18 protein-coding genes are annotated in these 21,056 nt (G+C 42.1%); 7 read left to right on the forward strand and 11 right to left on the reverse strand.

The features are described 5' to 3' along the window. Positions 1 to 76: 76 nt before the first annotated feature. Genes ACNI23_RS20355 through ACNI23_RS20375 form a run of 5 tightly spaced genes read right to left on the reverse strand, consistent with a single transcriptional unit; the run spans position 77 to position 5,102 of the window. Complete coding sequence (locus ACNI23_RS20355) at positions 77 to 1,147, reverse strand: radical SAM protein (protein ID WP_420251045.1); 1,071 nt, start codon at positions 1,145 to 1,147, stop codon at positions 77 to 79. Positions 1,148 to 1,155: 8 nt separating this feature from the next. Then, complete coding sequence (locus tag ACNI23_RS20360) at positions 1,156 to 1,722, reverse strand: SIS domain-containing protein (RefSeq protein ID WP_420251047.1); 567 nt, start codon at positions 1,720 to 1,722, stop codon at positions 1,156 to 1,158. A 16-nt stretch (positions 1,723 to 1,738) separates the two neighbouring features. Further along, on the reverse strand, positions 1,739 to 2,689 hold the full coding sequence (locus ACNI23_RS20365) for a GSU2086 family protein (protein WP_420251048.1): 951 nt from the start codon (positions 2,687 to 2,689) through the stop codon (positions 1,739 to 1,741). A 1-nt stretch (position 2,690) separates the two neighbouring features. Continuing rightward, on the reverse strand, positions 2,691 to 4,220 hold the full coding sequence (locus ACNI23_RS20370; protein ID WP_420251049.1) for a PfkB family carbohydrate kinase: 1,530 nt from the start codon (positions 4,218 to 4,220) through the stop codon (positions 2,691 to 2,693). Continuing rightward, positions 4,221 to 5,102, reverse strand: coding sequence for an N-acetylneuraminate synthase family protein (locus ACNI23_RS20375; RefSeq protein ID WP_420251050.1), 882 nt, complete (start codon positions 5,100 to 5,102; stop codon positions 4,221 to 4,223). Between the two features lie 398 nt (positions 5,103 to 5,500). Here ACNI23_RS20375 and ACNI23_RS20380 point away from each other — a divergent pair, with 398 nt between their 5' ends. The 7 genes from ACNI23_RS20380 (at position 5,501) to ACNI23_RS20410 (ending at position 14,532) form a co-directional block, all read left to right on the forward strand. After that, positions 5,501 to 6,661, forward strand: a complete 1,161-nt coding sequence (locus tag ACNI23_RS20380; RefSeq protein WP_420251051.1) for a glycosyltransferase family 4 protein — start codon at positions 5,501 to 5,503, stop codon at positions 6,659 to 6,661. A 49-nt stretch (positions 6,662 to 6,710) separates the two neighbouring features. Continuing rightward, positions 6,711 to 7,862, forward strand: coding sequence for a glycosyltransferase (locus tag ACNI23_RS20385; protein WP_420251052.1), 1,152 nt, complete (start codon positions 6,711 to 6,713; stop codon positions 7,860 to 7,862). Positions 7,863 to 7,871: 9 nt separating this feature from the next. Continuing rightward, complete coding sequence (asnB, locus tag ACNI23_RS20390; RefSeq protein WP_420251053.1) at positions 7,872 to 9,767, forward strand: asparagine synthase (glutamine-hydrolyzing); 1,896 nt, start codon at positions 7,872 to 7,874, stop codon at positions 9,765 to 9,767. 24 nt (positions 9,768 to 9,791) lie between these two features. After that, positions 9,792 to 10,955, forward strand: coding sequence for a class I SAM-dependent methyltransferase (locus ACNI23_RS20395; protein ID WP_420251054.1), 1,164 nt, complete (start codon positions 9,792 to 9,794; stop codon positions 10,953 to 10,955). A 90-nt stretch (positions 10,956 to 11,045) separates the two neighbouring features. Continuing rightward, positions 11,046 to 11,828, forward strand: coding sequence for a TylF/MycF/NovP-related O-methyltransferase (locus ACNI23_RS20400; protein ID WP_420251055.1), 783 nt, complete (start codon positions 11,046 to 11,048; stop codon positions 11,826 to 11,828). A gap of 289 nt (positions 11,829 to 12,117) precedes the next feature. After that, complete coding sequence (locus tag ACNI23_RS20405) at positions 12,118 to 13,080, forward strand: methyltransferase domain-containing protein (protein ID WP_420251056.1); 963 nt, start codon at positions 12,118 to 12,120, stop codon at positions 13,078 to 13,080. A 138-nt stretch (positions 13,081 to 13,218) separates the two neighbouring features. Beyond that, positions 13,219 to 14,532, forward strand: coding sequence for a glycosyltransferase family protein (locus ACNI23_RS20410; protein ID WP_420251057.1), 1,314 nt, complete (start codon positions 13,219 to 13,221; stop codon positions 14,530 to 14,532). A gap of 34 nt (positions 14,533 to 14,566) precedes the next feature. Here the strand turns inward: ACNI23_RS20410 and ACNI23_RS20415 are convergent, their stop codons facing one another. From ACNI23_RS20415 to ACNI23_RS20440, 6 genes are read right to left on the reverse strand one after another with little or no spacing between them, the layout of a single operon-like run. Beyond that, on the reverse strand, positions 14,567 to 15,901 hold the full coding sequence (locus ACNI23_RS20415) for a hypothetical protein (RefSeq protein ID WP_420251058.1): 1,335 nt from the start codon (positions 15,899 to 15,901) through the stop codon (positions 14,567 to 14,569). Positions 15,902 to 15,915: 14 nt separating this feature from the next. Beyond that, positions 15,916 to 16,437, reverse strand: a complete 522-nt coding sequence (gene cysC, locus ACNI23_RS20420) for an adenylyl-sulfate kinase (protein ID WP_420251059.1) — start codon at positions 16,435 to 16,437, stop codon at positions 15,916 to 15,918. A 1-nt stretch (position 16,438) separates the two neighbouring features. Continuing rightward, positions 16,439 to 17,191, reverse strand: coding sequence for a class I SAM-dependent methyltransferase (locus ACNI23_RS20425; protein ID WP_420251060.1), 753 nt, complete (start codon positions 17,189 to 17,191; stop codon positions 16,439 to 16,441). Between the two features lie 9 nt (positions 17,192 to 17,200). After that, complete coding sequence (locus ACNI23_RS20430; RefSeq protein ID WP_420251061.1) at positions 17,201 to 17,968, reverse strand: phosphocholine cytidylyltransferase family protein; 768 nt, start codon at positions 17,966 to 17,968, stop codon at positions 17,201 to 17,203. Then, positions 17,968 to 18,618 carry a gamma-glutamyl-gamma-aminobutyrate hydrolase family protein gene (locus ACNI23_RS20435; RefSeq protein ID WP_420251062.1) on the reverse strand — a complete coding sequence of 217 codons (651 nt, stop codon included), beginning with the start codon at positions 18,616 to 18,618 and terminating at the stop codon, positions 17,968 to 17,970. Before ACNI23_RS20435 ends, ACNI23_RS20430 begins: the two co-directional genes overlap by 1 nt. A 3-nt stretch (positions 18,619 to 18,621) precedes the next feature. Then, on the reverse strand, positions 18,622 to 21,015 hold the full coding sequence (locus ACNI23_RS20440) for a PEP/pyruvate-binding domain-containing protein (protein WP_420251063.1): 2,394 nt from the start codon (positions 21,013 to 21,015) through the stop codon (positions 18,622 to 18,624). Between the last annotated feature and the right edge of the window lie 41 nt (positions 21,016 to 21,056).

Consider the following 21,056-nt stretch of genomic DNA (forward strand, 5'->3'; position numbering starts at 1 on the left):
AGCTCCTTTGGTCCCGCTGAAAGCGCCCGCCGGGAGGCGAAATCTTTTCATTCAAAAAAGCGCGAAGCGCATCAACTTAAATAAAATTTACATGAGCACCGGGATTTTTAAGTTCCCAGAGATAAGGGTTGATCTTGTCCATACGGCAATTAACGCGGCAGGATGACGTATCGAGCTGAGAATTACACCACTTGAGGGATTGCATACGTTTTTCTCCGGCCCAAAGCTCTTCAAAACTCTGCTCGGTGAGATTCCCATAATGAAAACGGTCATCGCCGATGTAAACTCCACAACCCCAGATATTCATGTCCACGTCCATGTATGACCAGAAGGGCAGGGCGTGGCAACGTTCATATCCACGTTCCTGATCCTGCAAACGGTCCATGGTTTTTTCTCGGAAAATTACATTGAAAGAATCTGTGGAAATTTCACGCAACTCCCGCCCTAATTCTTTAAACTCCTCGTAGGTGAGGCCGTCAAACTCCTTGGTAATCCCCTGCGGATGCTGGGAATAAGGTTTGACCACCATGTAATCCAGACCCATCTCGCGGCAGTGCAGGGCCAGTGCTTTCATCTCTCCCGCATTTTCCGGCAGGAGCAGGCTTTGCAATCCGAGGGTGCAGTTTGAACCAAGCTCTCTGCGCATGGCAACGGCAGCTCCCAGATTTTGCATGACCTTTTCAAAATCGCCTTCTGGCCCGCGATGAACAGAGTCGTATGAGCCGGGACTCATTCCATTGCAGCTGACTTTGATCCATGAAATCCGGTCCAGCATGGGACGCAGCTTTTCGGGAGCCATGAGCGCGCCGTTGGTAGTGATGCCTACATCAATCCCGGCAGCAAGGGTGGCGGTACATATTTCAGTGAAATTACGGTTCATGAACGGTTCGCCTTCGCCGGAGAACATGATGCTTTTGACTCCGGTTGCAGCGATGCCGGGGATGCGTTGGCGGTATATTTCAAGGTCCAGATACTTGGGTACGTAATTCATGAAATCGTATCCGCAAAAGCGGCAGCGGTGATTACAGGCCCCGCTGGGACTGACCTCCATAAAAATCGGGCCGATGTTCTCGCCAGCCAGCCATTTGGCAACACGGCTTGGGTGCAGGTGCAGCTTATGGGAATCTATGCGTAAATTATCACTCATGAAAAACCTTACGGGGCAGGAATGGAAACTGAATCCATCCAATAATGGAGTATGCAGGAATGCCCGGTTTCTGCCATGCCGTAGGTCTCGGCAGGCAGCCAAAAATTTATATCGCCCATGGAGCGTAGGCTGTTCTCCGCAGACATGGCACTGAGGGTAACTACCGAGGCTCCGGTTTCAGCTGCAAAGTTACAGGCATTGAGCACATTGGGCGAGTTGCCGGAGCTGCTGATTGCCACCAGCATATCATCAGGGGTCAGCCTGCGCTTCAGCGGTTCCACAAAGACCTGATCATATGAAATATCGTTTGCAAGGGCGGTAATAAGTGCCAGATCGGTAAAAACCTGCGTGTGCACATGGGCATTTTTTGCAAGGTCAGCGGAAAAATGGCTGGCCATAGATGCGCTGGCCCCGTTGCCGATAAGATAGATGATCTTACCTTGCTGGCGCAGTCTTTCGGTCATCTCCTTCCAGACGGAGAAAGCTTCATCGCAACCTTCTTTACAGCAATCGATTCCGCTTACTTCTATGGAACTAAGGCAGTTCTGTAATTTTTCCGTGTGTTTATTCCACAAAGCTTCTTTCCGGTGCTTAAAGTTTTACGGCAGCAGTATAGAGCTGGGGGATGGTCTGGTCATGAAATCCCCGGACATAATAACTCTTACCCCCGTCAGCTACAGTACGTACCAGCATGGTTTTCCAAGGTCTGAAATAGTACTGGGCATCGCTTTTGGGAGCTTCGCTGCCAACCTGTTCGGGTAGGTCATGCAAATCACATACTAATGTTGTGAAGTTACGGATAGGTCTTGCCGCGGCATTGCGAACCATTGCCAGAGCCTTGAGGTAAATTTCAGGTGCCATAATGGCACTGCCGAAATTCATGACTACCCCGTTTTCAAGTTGTTCAAGCTGCGCGGCAAAAATCAGAAAATCGCGGTAGCTGGCCTCTCCGATGGCGGCTCCATCGCAATTTGGATGCTCGTGGATGATGTCGTAGCCGATTCCGGCATGCACAGTTACAGGGATGCCCAATTCGTAAGCCTTGGCGAAAAGGCTGATCTCAGCGTGAGGGAGTTTGTTCTCATAAATATATTTGCCAACGGCTTCACCGAATCCAAGTCCCTGTGCATTTCCTTTGGAAATTATTTCGTTGAGCAGTCCGGTCTCCTGCCAGAGGCCGAATTGACCGTTGGAGATATAGGTTGCAACGCATTCTGTGGTCTGCCCGAGAAGAGCGAATTCAAAATCATGGATGGCGCATGCTCCATTGACCGCAATGCAGCTGATCAGCCCTTTTTCCATGAGTTCGAAAAGATAATGCTGGACACCGGAACGGATCACGTGCGCCCCGATCATAAGCACGCGGGCACTGTTTTTATCCCGCGCTATGGTTAATTCTTTGGCTATAGTCTCAAGGGATGGGTGAACTTCGGTGCACGGCTGAATCGTTTTAATAATCCCTGTATCGATCAGGCTTTTGCGTTCTTCAAGAGGACGCACGGTCAACCTGCTGCGGTCGAATTGGCGGTATTTGCTGCTCATTTTATTTCATTGTCGCGGTTATGTATTTACGCATGGATTGCTTGTCGATGGCCCGGTCATTCCCCATGATCTGTACTGCCAGTGATCCGGCAATATTTCCGAGGAAACCTACCAGTTCTTCATGTAACCCCATACAGGCGGACATGGCTGCAATGGAAAACAAAGCGTCACCGGCTCCAACACGGTCGACAACATTGGACTGGAAGGAGGGGATGCGTACAAATTCACTGGCTGGGTTGTAAAGCGAACAGCCTCTGCTACCCTGAGTAACCAGACATATTTTAGTCTTCAAGCGGTCTCCGGTTTCAATGAGCAAGGGGCGCAGTTCGTTGATCTGGTCGCGAGTTTCTAAACGCAGTTCATGTTCTGCAAGTGAGAAAAAGTCCATCTGCGAATATTTGCCTATGGTATTGAACCCGCGGTTACCGGCATTGGCCTGTGTGTTTACGGCTAGGTAGGGGGATTTTTTTACAAGCATGTCCACCACAGCGGGACTGATCAGGCCGTGTCCAAAGTCCGCAGCCAGCACGAGATCGTATTCGGAAATGATCTTGTCCAACTCAGAGCAGATTTCCTGTTCCACCTGTTCCGGCAGCGGACTGTCGTCCATGACGTATATTTCCATGACTTTGTTCAGGGAATAGCTGTCAATGAACCTGCGTTTAAGGGTGGTCGGACCTTTGGGTCGGGTGAAAAAATGGGGACTGACTTTGGAGTCCAGCTTTTCGCGGATGAAATCCTCGTAGCGTTCCTTTTCACCGAGCATGGTTAACAGGGTTACTTCCCCTGCAAAGTTGGCAACATGATTGGCTACAGCCAGCGCCCCCCCGGCATAGAGCTCGTGGGATTGGTATTTAAGGGCGAGGATAGGGTCCTTGGAAGATTTACCCAGCGTAGAGGCGATTTGGTATTCATCAAGGATGGTGTCGCCGATGATGAGTACCTTGAGGTCCTGCATGCGTTCCAGATGCTCCAGTACTTCGTCCAGTTGGTAGCGCTTACGGAACATTTTCAGGTATTCGTCCAACTCTTCGCTGTTGCGGTTAAGGTAGCGGTTGATCAGGTTGGATGAGCTGTAGACGATGTCTGAGGTGAAGATCAGTTCTGCCCCGATCTCACGGACCACGTCAGCTTCCTTACCGATCTTGCCAAGCGGATCGTTATCGATGTCCTTGAATTCATCTCCCTTGGCGTAAACGTGCGGGCGGATAGCACGCAAAGTCTCTTCGGCAGTGGGCCATTCATTGATAGCTACGTAATCGGTTTCCCCAAGTGAGGCCAATGCTTCTGCGCGCAGGATTTCGGTAAATGCCGGACGATCCGGCCCTTTGTCTACATAATGGTCCGGGGTCAGGGTAACTATTAATACATCCCCGTGTTCTTTGGCCTGATTGAAATAGCGGATGTGCCCGATGTGCAGCAGGTCGAAGACTCCGTGGCAGAGTACGATCCGTTTGCCGTTCTCGCGCAGTTCCTTCGCGATTTCCGCAAGTTCAGAAATATTTTTGATTTTACTGTCCGCACTGGCCATTTAATCAGCTTTCCATGTTTTTCTTATTGATTTCAAAGGGCGAAGTCCGTCCTCCGGATCAGCCCGCCATTCACGGTCAGGCAATTCAGCTTCAACTGGTTTCTTAATCCCGTCACCGTCGGCAGCAAAGCCATCTTGAATGCTTCTGATCATTTCTTCCACCTGCCCCGGTAGCCAGCAATGTCCGAATTTGTATTCTTCACCGGTTTCATCAAGATCAAGATGCAGCTCAATCATCTGTGCATCATATTTATGGATTGCCCGCTGGATGACGGCTTCGCTCACTGTATGGTCAGACCAACCGATTTTGCAATTGAATTTATCTTTCATGGTCTGCATGGCCGCAAGATTGGCCTGTTCCACAGGGGCGGGATAGCCGGATACACAGTGCAGCAGGGTCAGGTCAATACATCCTGCCTCGCGTAATGTTTGTACCGCTGCACCTATCTCATTCATATCAGCCATTCCGGTGGAAAGAACTACCGGCTTGCCGCTGGACGCACATTTTACAAGCAGATCGGTCCAGAGCAGTTCATAAGAGGCTATTTTAAAGAAGTCCACATGCGGCGTCAGAATATTGACAGCATCAAGATAAAATGGAGTGCAGGAAAAAAGAATCCCCTGCTCCCGGCAGCGATCTGCTATGAGTGGTACAAAATTTTCAGGTAGTTCCCAGCGCTCCCGGTCACGATGTTCGGTGCTCTGGGCAAGAATTTCCGGCGCGAAAAGTTCATTAATTTTGAATAATTGTAATTTTACAGCTCCACAGCAGATTCGTGCAGCTGTATCAATGAAATCGTAGCAACGTTTAATCTCGCAACTGTGATTGCTGGAGACTTCGGCTATGACGAGGGGGTTGAAATAATTTGGGTTGCAGGGCATTATTAAAGCTCTTTTTTTGTTCTTAAAGTGTTATTTTACAGCGGTGTTCTCTTGGTTCGTAACTCAAATCTTTTATGGTATGTATTTATTGAGTGCCTTGGTAATTTGCTCGTTACTGTATTTAGGCGGAATAGGAAGAGTTTATAGCGTTTTTTTGACCGTTTGCCTATTTAACCTAAAATATTTATTGATTTTTTATCAGGAAATATTCTTTATAGTCAATTTAAGTGTATAACTAATGTTCCCGTTAATGTTTTTTTGGTATAGTATTTGCATAGTTAATGTGTGGGTTTAAGAGACAGTTTTTAAGGTAAATTTCAAGAATGACCATATTGCGCCTAGGCGGAAGCAAAGAGCCTGTGGCTTTAAAATTTAGTTGTAATTGGTAAGGGGACACTATGCGTTTAAAAGGAATAACAATGATCATCCGTTCTTTGATGGGGGGCGGAGCTGAGCGGGTTATGAGCACAATGGCAAACCACTGGGTTGCGCAGGGGGTTTCAGTTACGATCATAACCTCAATTGATCCTGATTTGGATGCTTATAGTCTAGACTCTCGCGTTAAACGTGTTTGGCTTAAACCTACCGACTCTTTCCTCTCCAAATTTGGTTTTCCGTGGCATATCAGATCGTTGCGGAATGCTATTAAGAATGAAGGACATGAGATGGTTGTTAGTTTCATGGACCGAACTAATATACCTGTGATTTTGTCTACGCGAAGGATGGGGGTTAAGGTTGTAATTGCTGAAAGAATAGATCCCCGGACCCAAGGATATGGCCGGTTTAAAAAAATGCTTATGCGTATGTGTTATCCCTGTGCCGACGCTGTTTCTGTTTTGACACATAATGTTAAACAGGAGTGGGCTGAACATTTTCTTCCAGCGCGAAAGGTGCATGTCATTCACAACCCCGTTTTACCATTGTGTACTGATGAAAAATGTATTCCCGATTGGCTACCTGAAAAGTTCATGTGCTGCATGGGAAGGCTTCATCCTCAAAAAGGTTTTGATATACTTTTAGATCTGCTGCCAAAGGTGTTTACTAAATATCCCGATTACTCTCTAGTTATCTTAGGTGAGGGAGAAAATAGGAAGGATTTGGAGGAGCAGGCTGAGAGATTGGGAATTGCCGACAGAGTTTTTATGCCTGGTTTTATAAAGAATCCGCATGCAATAATTCAAAAGTCATCTCTTTTTGTTTTCCCCTCAAGATTTGAAGGTTTCCCAAATGCTCTTGTTGAGTCAATGGCTCTAGGGCTTCCGGTTGTTAGTTTTGATTGTCCTTCTGGGCCTGGCTACCTTATTGAGTCTGGTTATAATGGTCTTTTGGCTCCGCTTGAGGATTCAAAAGCACTTTTGGATGGGATAGAATACATGCTCGGTCACCCTGAGGAAGCAAGGAAAATGGGGGCTGGGGCAAAGAAGATTAGGAAAAAATGTAACCCTGATTTAGTTATGGGGATGTGGACTAATTTGCTTGAAGCTGTTCTGGAAGAGAATAGTCATTTCGTGCAGGAGGACTCGCCTTTCATAAATGCGTGCCAGGAATTCTTAGAGTGATTCTTTATAAAAAGGTCTCCCCTCTTTATTCTCTTCTGAGGTTGCTTTGATGTCTGTTCCTGTTAATTCTAGCTTAGAATCGATTGTTTTGGTTATTCCAGTACTTTGTGGTGGCGGAGCTGAGCGTTGTATTAGTAATATGGCTAATTGGTGGGCTGCCCAAGGAGTTAGGGTTTTTCTTATTACTTTCCGTAAAGATGTTCAGGCATATAAATTAGATTCTCGTATTGAGTGGTTGGGGTTGGATCAGTTTCATTCCACAACCGTGTCTGAAACAGAATGGTTCGAAGAGAATTATAATATTGCATGTTTACGAAAGGCTTTTGAATATTGTTTGAATTCAACAAAAGTCCGACCCTTGCCGCTGATTAGTTTTCTCGCCCGAATGAATTTGCGTACTATCCTAGCGGTTCGAGGATTGCCCTACAGTGTTGTTGTTTCTGAAAGAACTTATCCGCCAATGAATCCTTTTCCACAAAAGGAAGAGTCGTTGAGGTTGGAATTATACAAACAAGCCCATAAGGTCATCGTACAAACGAATTTGGCTCGCGATTTGTGGGGGGATAAAGTTGTTCCTAAAGCAAAACTTGGTGTTATTCCTAATTCCGTGTCAGATGAATTTTGTTTAGCTGAAATTGGCGATTGTTGTGGGGATAAGGTTTTTGAGTTCGGTTTTTCTCGATTTATTGTTACAGCAGGCCGATTAGAACCCGAAAAGCAGTTTGATAGGTTTATTGATGTTTTTAGTCTGCTGGCTCCTGAATATCCAGAACTTCGTGGCTTGATCATTGGAGGGGGAAGTTTAAGGCAGGAGCTACATGAAAGAGTTAAATCTGCTGGTCTAAGTGATCGGTTGCATATGTTTGGTGCTTTGAAATCCTTCGCGAACATACTGCGTCTGGCTGATCTTTTTGTGCTTACGTCTAAATTCGAAGGGTTTCCTAATGTTCTTTTAGAGAGCATGGCTTGTGGGTGTCCTGTTGTTAGCTATAACTGTTTAGCTGGTCCATCAGAGATCATTAGAAATGGTGTGGATGGAATTCTTGTCTCTCCTGATGATGAAGACTTTTTATTTTCGTCAATCAAGACGTTGCTTGATGACGAGGTATTGCGGTTGAGTATGGGCAAGGCAGCCAAAGATGTTTGCAGGCGATTTAATCGTGATGATATTATGTTAAAATGGGAAAGTTTATTCTTATAAAGGTGTATTATGTGCGGTGTTTGCGGGGTAGTTGATTATTCTAATTCAAGTGTTAGGGACAACCGTGCGTCAGTGGAAAGAATGGTCACAGCTTTACATCACCGAGGCCCTGATTTTCATGATATGTGGATTCAAGAGCCTGCATTATTGGGGCATTCAAGGCTAGCGGTTATTGACCTTTCTTCTGGGGCTAACCAACCGATGCAAAGTGAAGATGGCCGATATGTCCTTGTTTTTAATGGTGAGATATATAATTTCAAAGATTTGCGCAGGCTTTTGGTATTTCGGGGGTGTACCTTTAAAACAGACTCAGACACTGAAGTTCTTCTGCAATTGTATTCCATCTACGGGAATGAATGTGTCTCCAAGCTTTCAGGGATGTTTGCCTTTGCCGTGTGGGATAAGAAAGCTGAGACTTTATTTGTAGCTCGTGACCGATTTGGTCAAAAACCTTTTTTTTACTATACTAAAAATCGTAGATTTGCATTTGCTTCAGAGTTGAATGCGCTGCTTGAGGATGAGGCGTTGGTTAGAAAGCCAAATCCTAATGCAATATATCACTACCTCACTGTGCAGTCTGTTCCGGCTCCTATGTGTGCTTTCAAAGGGGTTAATAAACTTGGGCCAGGGGAATGTTTATTGTTTGGACGTTCTGGGGTCAGAAAGTGGAGATATTGGACTCCTTCATTCAGAAATAGTTTTTTAGGCAGTGAGGGTGAAGCCGTTGAGGAGTTGGATCTTTTATTGAATCGAGCTGTTAGTACTCATCTTGAAAGTGACGTCCCGTTGGGTTTATTCTTATCTGGGGGAGTAGACAGCTCGCTGGTGTCAGCGATCGCTTGTCGGAATCATAGTGATATGCGCAGTTTTTCAATGGGGTTTGGAGATCGTACTTACGATGAGCGTCCTTATGCTCGCGAGGTTTCTACTTTTTGCGGTACTATTCATCACGACGAGGAGGCTTCTTCACGAATTCTTGATCTATTGCCATCTTTAGTGCGCCACTATGGTGAACCGTATGCTGATTCGTCAGCAGTCCCTACCTGGCTTCTTTCAGAAATGACTGCAAAACATGTTACAGTGGCTCTTTCCGGAGATGGCGGCGATGATTTATTCGGAGGGTATGAAAGGTATTTAAATCCCTTTCTTTTTCTTAACGAGACGAATGAAAATCAACATGTGGCCGATCTTATAAAAGAACTTAAGGAAGAACTTAGTTCTTATTGTGATGATGACTCGATTAGGGACTGTCTAATAGATGCCGGGACTGCCAAGTATCATTTTCATTGGGCGAGATTTTGTGGTCAGAGAAAAATAGATCTTGCCAGTAAATGGTTAAAAGAGGCTGCCATTCCATCACTGACTCTGAGCTTAATGCTTGAACATTTTATGCAGAGCAGTTCTGCTAATCTTCTTGATAAAATTCAGCTCTTTGAGATTGATTACTATCTAGCATCTACATTAATGACTAAAGTTGATATCGCCTCCATGGCCCATTCTTTGGAAGTTCGAGCTCCTTTTCTTGATAATGAGGTAGCTGATTTTGCTCTTTCTTTGCCTGCAGAGATGAGAGTCCGTAAGACATCAACAGCAAATGGCGGGAGTTTCGGTAAGGGTTTTGAAGCAAAATGGTTATTGAAAAAAGTCGCAGCCAAATATCTTCCCCTGGAGATTGTTTATCGGAGAAAAATGGGTTTTGGTGTTCCTATAGGAGACTGGTTTAAAGGTGGGCTTTGTGATCTTCTGAAGGATACCTTGCTTTCCGATTCATGCAAAAACAGAGGGTGGTTGGAAGCGAAAACTGTCGAAGTATTAGTTAATGAACATTTGCAAGGAAAGGCAAATCATCAGTATGGATTATGGGCATTATTGATGCTTGAGTTGTGGGCTGAAGAATATTTTTAATAAGAAACTATGGAGCGGTATTAAATGAGTGGCGAGTTACGTTTTGGATTTGGGAAGAACTGGGAAAATTTTGTGGACAGCTCTTTTTCAAAAGAACGGGTCGATACTGCTTCGCGTGAATTACTTAGCCTGCTTCATGTGTCGGATCTGCGTAAATTTACTTTTTTAGATATCGGTTGTGGAAGTGGAATTCATTCTCTTGCGGCGATTGAGGCAGGAGCAGAGCAGGTTGTAAGTTTCGATTATGACATAAACTCTGTCAGAACAACAAAGAAACTCCATGAAATGATAGGTAAGCCTTCAAATTGGACTATTATGCAGGGGTCAGTTCTTGATAAGGGTTTTATGGAGAATCTCGGCAAGTTTGATATCGTTTACTCATGGGGAGTATTACACCATACAGGAGCGGTCTGGGATGCATTGGGAAATGCTAAAATTCCATTAAGCGATAATGGTGTTCTGGCTATAGCTCTTTATAGCTACACAAGATATTTGGATGGATCTCTTGCAGGGTGGCCTACACCTGAAAAATGGCTCGATATTAAGAAGCGTTATAATCAAGTTGGTTTCTTGGGAAGGAAAACAATGGAACTGCAGCAGTTGTGGCGCAGCAGTAAATGTTGGCAGGCCAGTTCTGTGGGGGATTTTTTTTGTAAGCTGAAGGAGTTTGCAGAATGGGTCAAAAAATACCCGCAGATCAGGCGTGGAATGAGTTACATGACAGATCTTAAAGATTGGCTGGGTGGATGGCCAATGGAATTTGTGAAAGAGTCAGAGTGTGTTGATTTGTATAAGGGGCATGGCCTTAATCTTATGCGGATTAGAACAGGGGAAGGAAATACTGAATACGTGTTCCGTCCTAGTTTAGCGAGCAATTATTGGGATGGTGTTTTGCGAGATAGGATTGTGCATCAGGTAAATAATTCTGCTCACCATGAATCTGGTTACATGTGGAGTGTTTTGCTTAAGGATGGAGTTGACGGAGAGCTTAATGCGTTTGATAATGAATCGCTGATCTTTTGTGTTGATGGCAGTCCCCTCGCTTACGGTCATTCAAACTTTGATTCTATTACAGAGTTGGGTGACGGTCGCTACAAATATGTTGATGGCAAAGTTTATTTTTCAACTCTCTACAACAAACCTTTCGAAATTAGTGAACAAAGCTTGAGTTATTATTTTGATAGATAGCAAGGTCAGATGTGCATTCATAGTGATCAAGTTGACGTCGTTCGTTGAATTCGTTGTATAAATAGTAGGATTAATATCCTTGGAGATGGAATGGATAAGTCAATTTATGAAGTAATTAGAAATGCTTTTAATGAACTTCCCGATTCTGTTCATAAGCATTACTTGCCGTACCCTCCTGAAAAACTGATTGATAGATTTCGGTGGTTGCTTGCTTGTGGGAGGATCTTTTGCCCTGATTATAATTTCAAATGGCCTCAGTTGGATTGGTGGCAGGATAATAGCTTTCGGCAATATTTGGAAATTTTTAACGAAGATCAAGGTATGAATTCAGATAGGCGCTGGAATTTGTATCAGTTCCTGAAGCAGACGCGTGATGTCCAAGGCGACACCGTTGAATGTGGGGCCTATATTGGGATGTCTTCTTATTTGATTTGCCAAGAAAATGTTGAAGCAAAAAGCGGTCGGATGCATCATATTTTTGATTCTTTCGAAGGACTGTCCGAGCCGGGAGAGCTTGACGGGACTCATTGGAAGAAACATGCCTTAAAGGCAACGGAAGATGAACTTAATGATAACTTGACGCCTTTTGCGGGCAATTATAAAACTTACAAGGGTTGGATCCCTGAGCGCTTTTCTGAGGTTAAAGACAAGACTTTTAGCTTTGTGCATATAGATGTTGATTTGCACGACCCAACTTTGGAAAGTTATAATTTCTTCTACCCACGTATGGAGACTGGAGCGATTATAATCTGTGATGACTATGGATTCGGTACATGTCCAGGTTGTACAGAGGCCGTAAACAAATTTATGCAAGACAAACCAGAAAGGCTTATTTATCCGGCATCTGGTGGGTGTATTTTGATTAAGAAGTAATTTATGTAATATGTATGCATAGAAGCAATGTTAGAATGATATGTAGGCTCGTAACACTCAAGGTATGGATTATATAATTTTTATCGCTATTGTTGATCAGATTACCTCTTTGCAATAAATCTTAATAATATAAGTTTTCTAGATTGTTCTCTTTAAATGTTAGGGCAAAGCATTATGGTTTTTTATACCAAAACGCTTTTTATGTTTTTGGGCTAAATAGTACTTGATCATTATTGCGTAGCATAAATAGAAAATCAACTTAACACTGAGTTATAAAGTGGTTGTCAATATGAATAAGTTTGAAGTTGAAGAAATAGATTGCCCTGTGTGTGGATGTGCAAATTTTGATTTGTTATTTAAAAGACCGGATCATACTCATTTGGTTAGTGATTACCAGTTTCCTGTCGTCAGGTGTAAAAGTTGCCGTGCTGGATATTTGCGCATTAGGCCTACAAGAGAAGGAGTTAAATGCTTTTATACGGATGATTTTTATCGACTTAACAGTAAAGAAAATGCAGAAGACAAAGGTAATAGGCGGTCTTATAAGAAGTTAAAATTGTTCGATAAATATGTAAGTGCGGGACGACTTTTAGATGTGGGCTGTGCTGGCGGAGAGTTTGTCAGATTTTTAAATAAAAGAGGTTGGGATGCTTATGGATATGAGCCGATGGGCGGGGCAAATTTATTGCCTGATGAGCGTATTAAGACAGGTTCTAACTTACTTGATGTTTATTCAGGTGAAGAGTTTGATGTTGTAACATCTTGGGCAGTTCTTGAGCATGTTCACAACCTTCAGCAGTTGATGGATGATATAGCAACATTAATTCGTCCAGGTGGTATTTTTATTTCTTTGGTAACCAATTTAAATAGTGTTCCTGGTCGATTTATGAGGCAGGATGATGTTCCTCGTCATTTAAATTTCTTCACTAAAAAGAGTTTGGGGATATTGTTAAAACAGCATAACATGAAGCCTATTAGTTGGTCGTTTAAAGGTGACATTTTTGATGGGAGTCAAAGGGGAATGTTGGTTTTTGGGGCTAAGTTTTTGTTGGGAGAGAGTATGGAGTCTATTGTCGCTCAGCACCGAGAGCCTGGCAGAAGACATGAATTTTGTGGACAGCTTAAAGGGCGTCCTTCAAAGGCGATTGCCTCTCTAGCTGCTGTAGATAGGTGGATCGCACCCTATTTTGATACCGTGATTGAAAGTTTAGGGTATGGGTTTATAATGACTGTAGTTGCTCAAAAGAAGTGACGGCGCTGTTAACTCACCAAGTTAGTGTCATCAATAGTTTAGTCATTTTGATGTGAATGTGTTTGAGCAAACTCGACTTGGCTCATATCTTTAAGTTATTCGTGGCCGTAATAATAAAAAGTCGATTGCGAGTAAAATATGAAAATTTTTATGGGTTTAGCTAATGTAGCAAGTTTAATGGATGATTATGCTCTTGGTTTTAGAGAACTAGGTCATGAAGTTTTTACCGCTATAACAAGTACCAACACGGTACAGTCTACAAATGTTGATTTAAATATCCCTCAACTCGTGGAGCAGAAATTAAAAAACAACAAAAATAAAACAAAAGAATTGCGGCAAAGGTATGAGGAATATTATTTAAATTTAGCATGGGGAAAAGCACTGGAAGCAGATGTCTGCATATTTTTTTGGAGGTCGTTTAAACCAGATGCTTCAGATTTACTTTTTTTGAAAAAATTAGGTAAAAAAATTATTATCCGATTTTGTGGATCTGAAGTTAAGGACCCATTTGTATCTGAGCAAGCAGCTAAGCTTACGGGATATCATTTTGTTAAAAAGCACCTACCAAGTGATATAGCAACTTTTGTACACAAGATTCGCTATCTACGGACTTGTGAAAAAGTTGCAGACATGGTCATCGGCAGTCCAGACATGGGATTAAGGCCTTCATATCTGCCCGCAGCGTATATTTTTGATTCAACTCCTTTTAAGTATAAGAAAGAGCAAAAAAAGAATCCTGTTTTATTGCATGCCCCCTCTAATGTTGAATCAAAAGGGACTTATCTTTGGCTTAATGCATTTCAAATATTAAATAATGCTGGCCTAAAATTTTCAACTCGAATTGTCCAATGGGTTCCTTACAGTGAAATGGCAAGGGAGTATGCTCAGGCGGATATATTTTGCAATTCACTTGCCATCGGAGGGCGATCGACTTGGGAAGCAATGGCAGCTTCTTGTGTTGTCGTAGAAAAAACAACTAAAGTTTTTTTGAAAACATGCCAAAGCTATTTCAAAGATACAATGTCAGGTGCCGGGCTTGAGGCAACTGATGAAAATTACAGGGTATGGCTTGAAACGACAGGTCTTAAGGTCGGGGTCGATCAAATTGATAATGTTATACACGTAACTCCAGAAACAGTTGCAGAGGAGCTTGCTAAAATTATTTTAGATTATCCTAAAAGACAAAAACTTAGTAAAAAATCATATGAACTTGTACAGGAAATGCATCCCCAGAAAGTTTGTCAGAAAATTTTAGACTATTTGGAAAATCCGGAAAGTATAGATTCGAAAATGAGCACACTTTGGATGTCTTTTTTTGCTAAAGATTTTGACCCCTCTGGCCTACCTCAAGAAAAAATAGATTTGTTCAACAAGTATAATGGCTTTGTTAAGTACGAGAAGTGGTATAAAGCTTATGTTCATCCAAGAATTAATGGGAAAATAAATTTTTAGGTATCAAAACAAAAGGGAATATACGTCCGTTTTGTTAGTCAAGTGGCAGAGGGACTGGTAAATTTTGAGAAAAATTATCCGCTAAATATTTCCTAAGGTGTATTGGATAAATATTATTAGGTATCTTTTGCCCTTCTTCCCACCATTTTTTCCATACAGCAGGGTCCTTCCAGTCTCCCTGCACATAGTTTTTATCAATAGCCAGCCAGTAGTCTCTTTTTTCATCATTTACAAAAGCTTCAATCGAATCCAATAAATATTGATAGCTTGAGCCACAATTATAGAGGACTGAAGAACGTAATTGAATTGTCTTTTTCTGCAAGAGGGCACTGTGGTGATAGCATTGTTGCAGTGTTTTAGCATATTGTTCTTTGTCGTTAGCTACAAATCCAAGTACAGAACTTTTGTTTGGGCTTTTATATGCAATATGTGGAAGATCTGTTGCTAGGGAAAATGAGAGTCGACCGTATGAAATATCTGTTACGTATACTCGCGCCCTGGCAAAAGAATTTAAAGTTGAGTTTTTCGTATCGAAATAAACGTTCTTTTCGTTAGAAAACGCCTTAATAAACTCAAGTATTTTCCCATTGTCAGCTTCACCCGGGTAGGTTCTAAAAATGATGGGAACATTTGGCAGTGAGCGTAAAGCGATAGTTAGCATGTCTATCCATCTTGATAGTTTTTCGTTTTCGCTAACGACCTTACCTCTATATCTATATTGATATAGGAAGCTTGCTGGCGAGATGAGGACAGCGTCTCTAGTAAGGTTAAAATTTTGAATTGTCTCACGAGCTAGGTCCGCTTTTAAGTATCCGCCTTTTATTATGGTGAGCTTGCCGTTTCGTCTATATCCTGCTGCAGGGTATCTGCTGCTTATTATTTCTGAAAGAGCTTCTGGAGAGATGTTGTCCAGTTCGGCTTGTCCTAAGAAAAACGCGTCACAGTGAGGGAGTTGGTCAATAAGTGCCCGGAGTCTATTGAGAGCAGTATAAGGAGAAATATCGTGCAGGAAGGGGAGAAAAACGTGTGGTATAGAAATTACTTTGCTTTTATGAGAAAACTTGGCTTCTACTTTATCGCTGACAATTGCAACAGCTATGTCGTGTATGCTCGAAAAGTCGATTGTGTTGGATATATATGCAGGTATATCTGCAAACTCTTCCGTTTGAAGGAACTCTGTTTTAGATGCGACATCGCAGGTAACCAAGAAAATTGGGGTAAGTTTCTTCTTATCAATTCGAGAAGCTATAGAACTGAAGATGTCTTCGAGTCGATATGTCTGATGAAACAGGCCGACAACTGGCTTAGAAGATTGTTTACAGAATTCTTTTAGTTCATTTATATCCTTGAGTATTTTTCTTTTATTCATGATTTGATTTTGAATTATTGTTGAAATATTTTGTAAATAGTTTTAGTTGCCAATGGCGCTATAGACTCTAGTTTCTGGTTGTTGATTATTTCTAGATCAGGTTTTTTAGGAAACTCAGGCATCAAATCCATACCTGGTAAATTTTGAGCTTCACCAGACTCTAAGTGTTTATATAAGCCTTTAGGGTCACGTTTTTTTAGAACATGTAGATCTGCTTTGACGAATATCTCGAAGTAATCAATAAAGTTCTTTCTATTCCAGTTGTGTATCTCATGGAAAAGAGACATCGTTGCCACAATGACGATAACTCCTTGCCTGGAGATCATATTGGCAAATCTACTTATTCTATATGCATTGCGTATTCTGCTTTCGGGGTCATGCCCACAGTTATAGTCCCCCACAGCTTCACGAACTTGGTCTCCGTCTAGTACGACCGAAACCAAGCCGAGTTTTTTAAGCTGCGTTTGTATTTCATTGGCAATGGTCGTTTTGCCGGATGCAGAAAGTCCTGTAAGCCAGATTACTTTTCCTTGCATCTTAGTCCTTTTTTTGGGCAATCCAAGCGCGGGTCAGATATGGAACTTGGACGCTTTCGGTGTTTAAGGAATCTAAATAGTTCTCGATATCTCTAATGATGCTATTAAATTTATCCTCTGCCTGCCTGTGGAGAGTTCCGTGAGAACGCCATGCTTCAACAATATCAACAACTTTTTGTGTGTGAATGATTGTTCCTGTCTCTTCTTTAATGTTCTCGAAAAGACCGGAGTTCATTATTATTTCAGTCTGGCTTTCGCGGCGGGTACCATACCCGTAATCATTGATGTTTTTCTTGATAATGTTTTCGATCTCTTTTTGGATTGGATCATCCAACTGGCGGTGGTTCCACATGCAGGTAAACCATTTTTTGCTTTTTAATAGGCGCGCAACTTCTTTCATTGCGAGAGTTCTATCACAGACGTTGAAAGAGGATCCAAAGGTTACAAAATCATACTCATTTGAAGGGCGACCTGTATTTTCTCCTGTTCCTTCAAACCATGAAACGTTAGAGAAGTCGGCGGTTCTTTTTATTCCGTTGGCTCTCATCGCGTCATTTGGTTCAACAGCATCAACCAAGAAATCTTTTTGAGCCATGGGGATTGTCAAATGCGCAACGCCTGCTCCAATATCACAGATTTTGCTTTCTTTAGTTATTCCTGCAATTCCGAATAATTTATCTAAAAGCTCAGGAGAATATTCAGGGCGTTTTAAGTATGCATCTGCCAGTTTTGTGTAGTCCCACTCAGTTTTCATAGATCCCTCTTAAGCTTTAATTCTCCAGTCATGAGGCCAGAGAGTATTAGTCTTTTCAGATTGAGAAATTGTTGATTCATAAATGTCAATATCACTCATGGAATCAGCTTCACACCATCTGCCGTTAACGGGAATAGTTTCTATCGCAATATCTTTTTTCAACATTATATTGAAAAGTGCTGTCATATCAAGTTTGTCTATTTGGTCTTGTGTAAGCGATTCAAGTAGTTCTGAGACTATATGCCATCCTTCAGGAGTAAATTTTACTAAACCCATATATTGTCCCTGAATCAGGGATATGTTTGTTGTGGTATTACCTATTTCCTTGAGAAATCCGTCTTTCTGAATAAATGTTTCCGCATCACTTAATGGATTAGTAAATCTTAGTTCCCAAAGATCTTTCCATAACGTATCAAAAGTAATAGCAATTACAGCAGGACTTTTGGATATGCTTTTAACATGATCAGAGTGGTAAACAATGTCAGAGTATGAAACAATACAAGGCTCATTTTCCAGCCATGAAGATGCTTGCCTAAGGGTCTCAATCATATTGCTTTTATTCCAACGAGGATTGTAGAGTGTTTTGAAATCCCCTGCAAGCTTGTCAGCCATATATCCGCTAACTACTAAAATATCATCTACACCTCCATCTCGTAATGAAGTCAACTGCCATTCAAGAAGAGGTTTGCCTGATAGATTTAGCAGGCATTTGGGACGGTCATTTGTCATATGGTTCATGCGTGAACCACGCCCTGCAGCAAGAATTATCCCTTTCATTATCTAACTCCGCATTGACAGTTTTCGAAAAAAAAATCGAAAATACGACAATCTAAGTCCTTAAAGATCTTTTCCCTTTCTGGGTGCCACATAATCCCTGCTAATTTATGTTCAAAAGAGTATGCAGCTTCAACTAGATCTTCATCATCTAGTGCAAGAGGAGTCAATTGCGCGGCCAAGTAATCTTTATGGATTCCGTTTGAATGGAAAGAATTCACTTCGTGAACATCTGTAGGTAAAAAAATGTTTTCAGCTATATTTACATTGTGTCTGGTTGCAACATGCTTGTTGGAGTCACAGTTTAAAATTCGACCACCAAAATAGGTTTGAATTACTTGCAACCCCCTGCATATACCTATCACAGGAATTTGTTTGCTAATACAAAAGTCTAGTGCAGCTATTTCAGTTTTGTCTCGTTTTGGGTTTTCGCCATAATTTTCTCCTCCGGAGAGAATCAGTGCATTTATTGCAAAGTCTTTAAGAGTCTTTGTTATACTGTTTCCGATATTGGGCAACGCAACCCATGCTGCTTCCGGAAGTGCTGATGATAGGAAATCACCCCATGAGGCTGCGATGCCATCTCTGGGTTCATAGTACTCACTAGCATCTGAGTTTCGCATTGAAATTCCAATTCTTAGGTTAGAGTTCATCTGTTAATGAAATCCTGTCTCAGAAGTGTCAGGAGTAATTGTTTTTTGGCATGCATCTAGGATGCATCTTTTGGTTGACAATATTTTGTTATACAACATTTCTCCACAGCCTATAGCTGCTGGGAGACCATATTCAGCACAGCGGATTGCCATATGGGAGTTGGTTCCACCATACTTAGTAATTAGGCCGGCAATATTTCTTGTAAATATCCAGTCGTAGCCAGGGTCAGCACTTTCAATGCAAGCAATTGCTCCTTCAAGTTTAATGTTTTCCGTGCAATGTGTATCTACTTTGACAATACGAGCATCAATATTTTTGTCAGTAATAAAGTTGGGGGTACACCTATGCTGCGGAACAATGTATACATCTCTTGCAGAGCGGATTAAATAACTTAGTTTGAAAGATCGCGAAAGATCACATTCTTTTTTGCCCTTTTCATACAAGTATGAAAAGTGCTCTTTTGTCTTGTGTCCTAAGGGGGAGTATAGGCAATCCAGAATGTCAGGTAGCTTAAGAAGTGAAACTTCTTCTCTGCTGAGTCCGATTAAACTTCCCCATAAAGCCAGTCCTTCAAGAGCATCTGACAGGTTTTTGGTGAAAACGAATTTGGCATATTCTCTGCCGGAGATTGCCTTGGCTGCATACTCTAGGAATCCCTTGGCATCTTGACTTGTTATTCCTGAATTTGCAAACAGCTTATTGATTGTTTTTTCTTCTTCAGGGGTTAGCTCAAACTTAAAATTATGTGTCTGGGTCTTTATTTGTGCTGTTGAATCTGTGAATAAATTCTTACGGTCAGCGTAGCGGGGAGACAGAATATCGTATGTCCCCGGGCGTAAGTGCCCATATTCTGCAAGAAATTCTTTTTCTTCTTTCTCGCTGCAACAGACTTTTCTGTAGTCTTGACTCATTTGTCCTGAAATTGTTGCAATGGATCTTTTGAATTCAGCCACTCTCCCCTGGGAGAGCCCATTTTTATTTACTATTGCACGCAGAAGCGTTTCCGCTATAAATCCGTGTCGAGCAATCATAGAAAAGGGTAGTGTGCCGTATTCACAGCAATCATCAAGGAGCGTTTTGACCGTAGATAGGACATCAAAGCTCTGCATGTTTTTGTTGAATGGCGCGTAGAGTTTTTGTCTGCGTTTAAGTTCAAGTATATCTTCATAGGCTTTGTCTAAAGAATCGCCTACGGAAATATTTTTATTGGTCAAACCGATTAGTAAATCACGATATGTAGTAAACTCTTCAGCTGTCAGTAGGTTCGGGTAACTTTTGTTAAATGATTCAGTAAAGTCAGGTGTATATATGGTAAATGCAATTTCAAATTCAACTTTGTCATGTAAATGAGGATTCTTATCAAGGTGCCCAATCCACGCATTGATAAGTTTTTCTCCTGTCGCAGAGTCTATGCCGTCAGGTAAGAACGAGTTGAAACTGTTACGCACGTCAATGTATGGTCTGCCAGCAATAAGAACCATAAGTTCTTCAGGAGGCATCCTGCGGTAACCCATTAACTCTCGCGATTTGCTCCACACTCTGCGGGTAATAATCTCTCTATATACCGAAGCAGCAAGAGGACGCGGTGTTACCCCAATGATCTCAGCGGGGTTCCAGTCAGGCATGACACCCAAAATGTTCTTTTTGCCCCAAATACCATTTCTACGTTTCATGTAATTGTTTACAAAGCTTTCTACGAAAGAAATTTTATCTGAAACAAGTTTCTCTGCATTAGCCCTCCAACTGTTGCTTGTGCATATTTGCCTTACCTGAAACAGGTGTATGATTCCATTTCTATCGAGTCCAAATTCTATGTCTAATGGTTTTCCTGGGAAAGCTATCTCCAAGTCATGGACAAGTCCCATCATCTTGCGAACTCGTGAAGAATCAAAATCATGGCTGCTGACACCATTGTATATGAAAATAGTTTTGCTTACGCCTGTCCCGCCAGTGATTGAATCTGTTTTTCCTGATTCGTCATCATAATTAATTACATAATAAGGTGAGCCGTCTTCAAGGCATCTAGTCATGATTACGCCGCTGACAGTGATGTTGTTGATCATCGGCTGGAGGAGCACTTGATCATTGTAATTTCCGTCAAAGGAAGCTGTTACATCTTCAATGGCTTTCTTCACTTCTTCTCTGGAATTGGGATTTATATTTAGAATAGATTCATAAGCTCCGGCGAGAGACGCTTCTCCACCGTCTTCGTCTTGCGAACTGCTTCGCACAATTATATTTTTATGATTGGAAAATTTATGGTGGACAAGTTTAAGAACTGTTTCTTTGCACTCCTGCCACTCTTCAATGCTGAAATAGTATAATTCAGGAATATTAAAGCCAGCTTTCTTGAGAATCTCTAACGTCTCAGCTTTTGTTCCGAATTCAAGGTTCATTATTTTGTCCTCCTGCCATTTGGATGCAAAAAAAAGGCCAT

Origin of the sequence: Maridesulfovibrio pacificus (SeqCode) (assembly GCF_048612815.1) — a bacterium.
GTDB lineage: Bacteria > Desulfobacterota > Desulfovibrionia > Desulfovibrionales > Desulfovibrionaceae > Maridesulfovibrio > Maridesulfovibrio pacificus.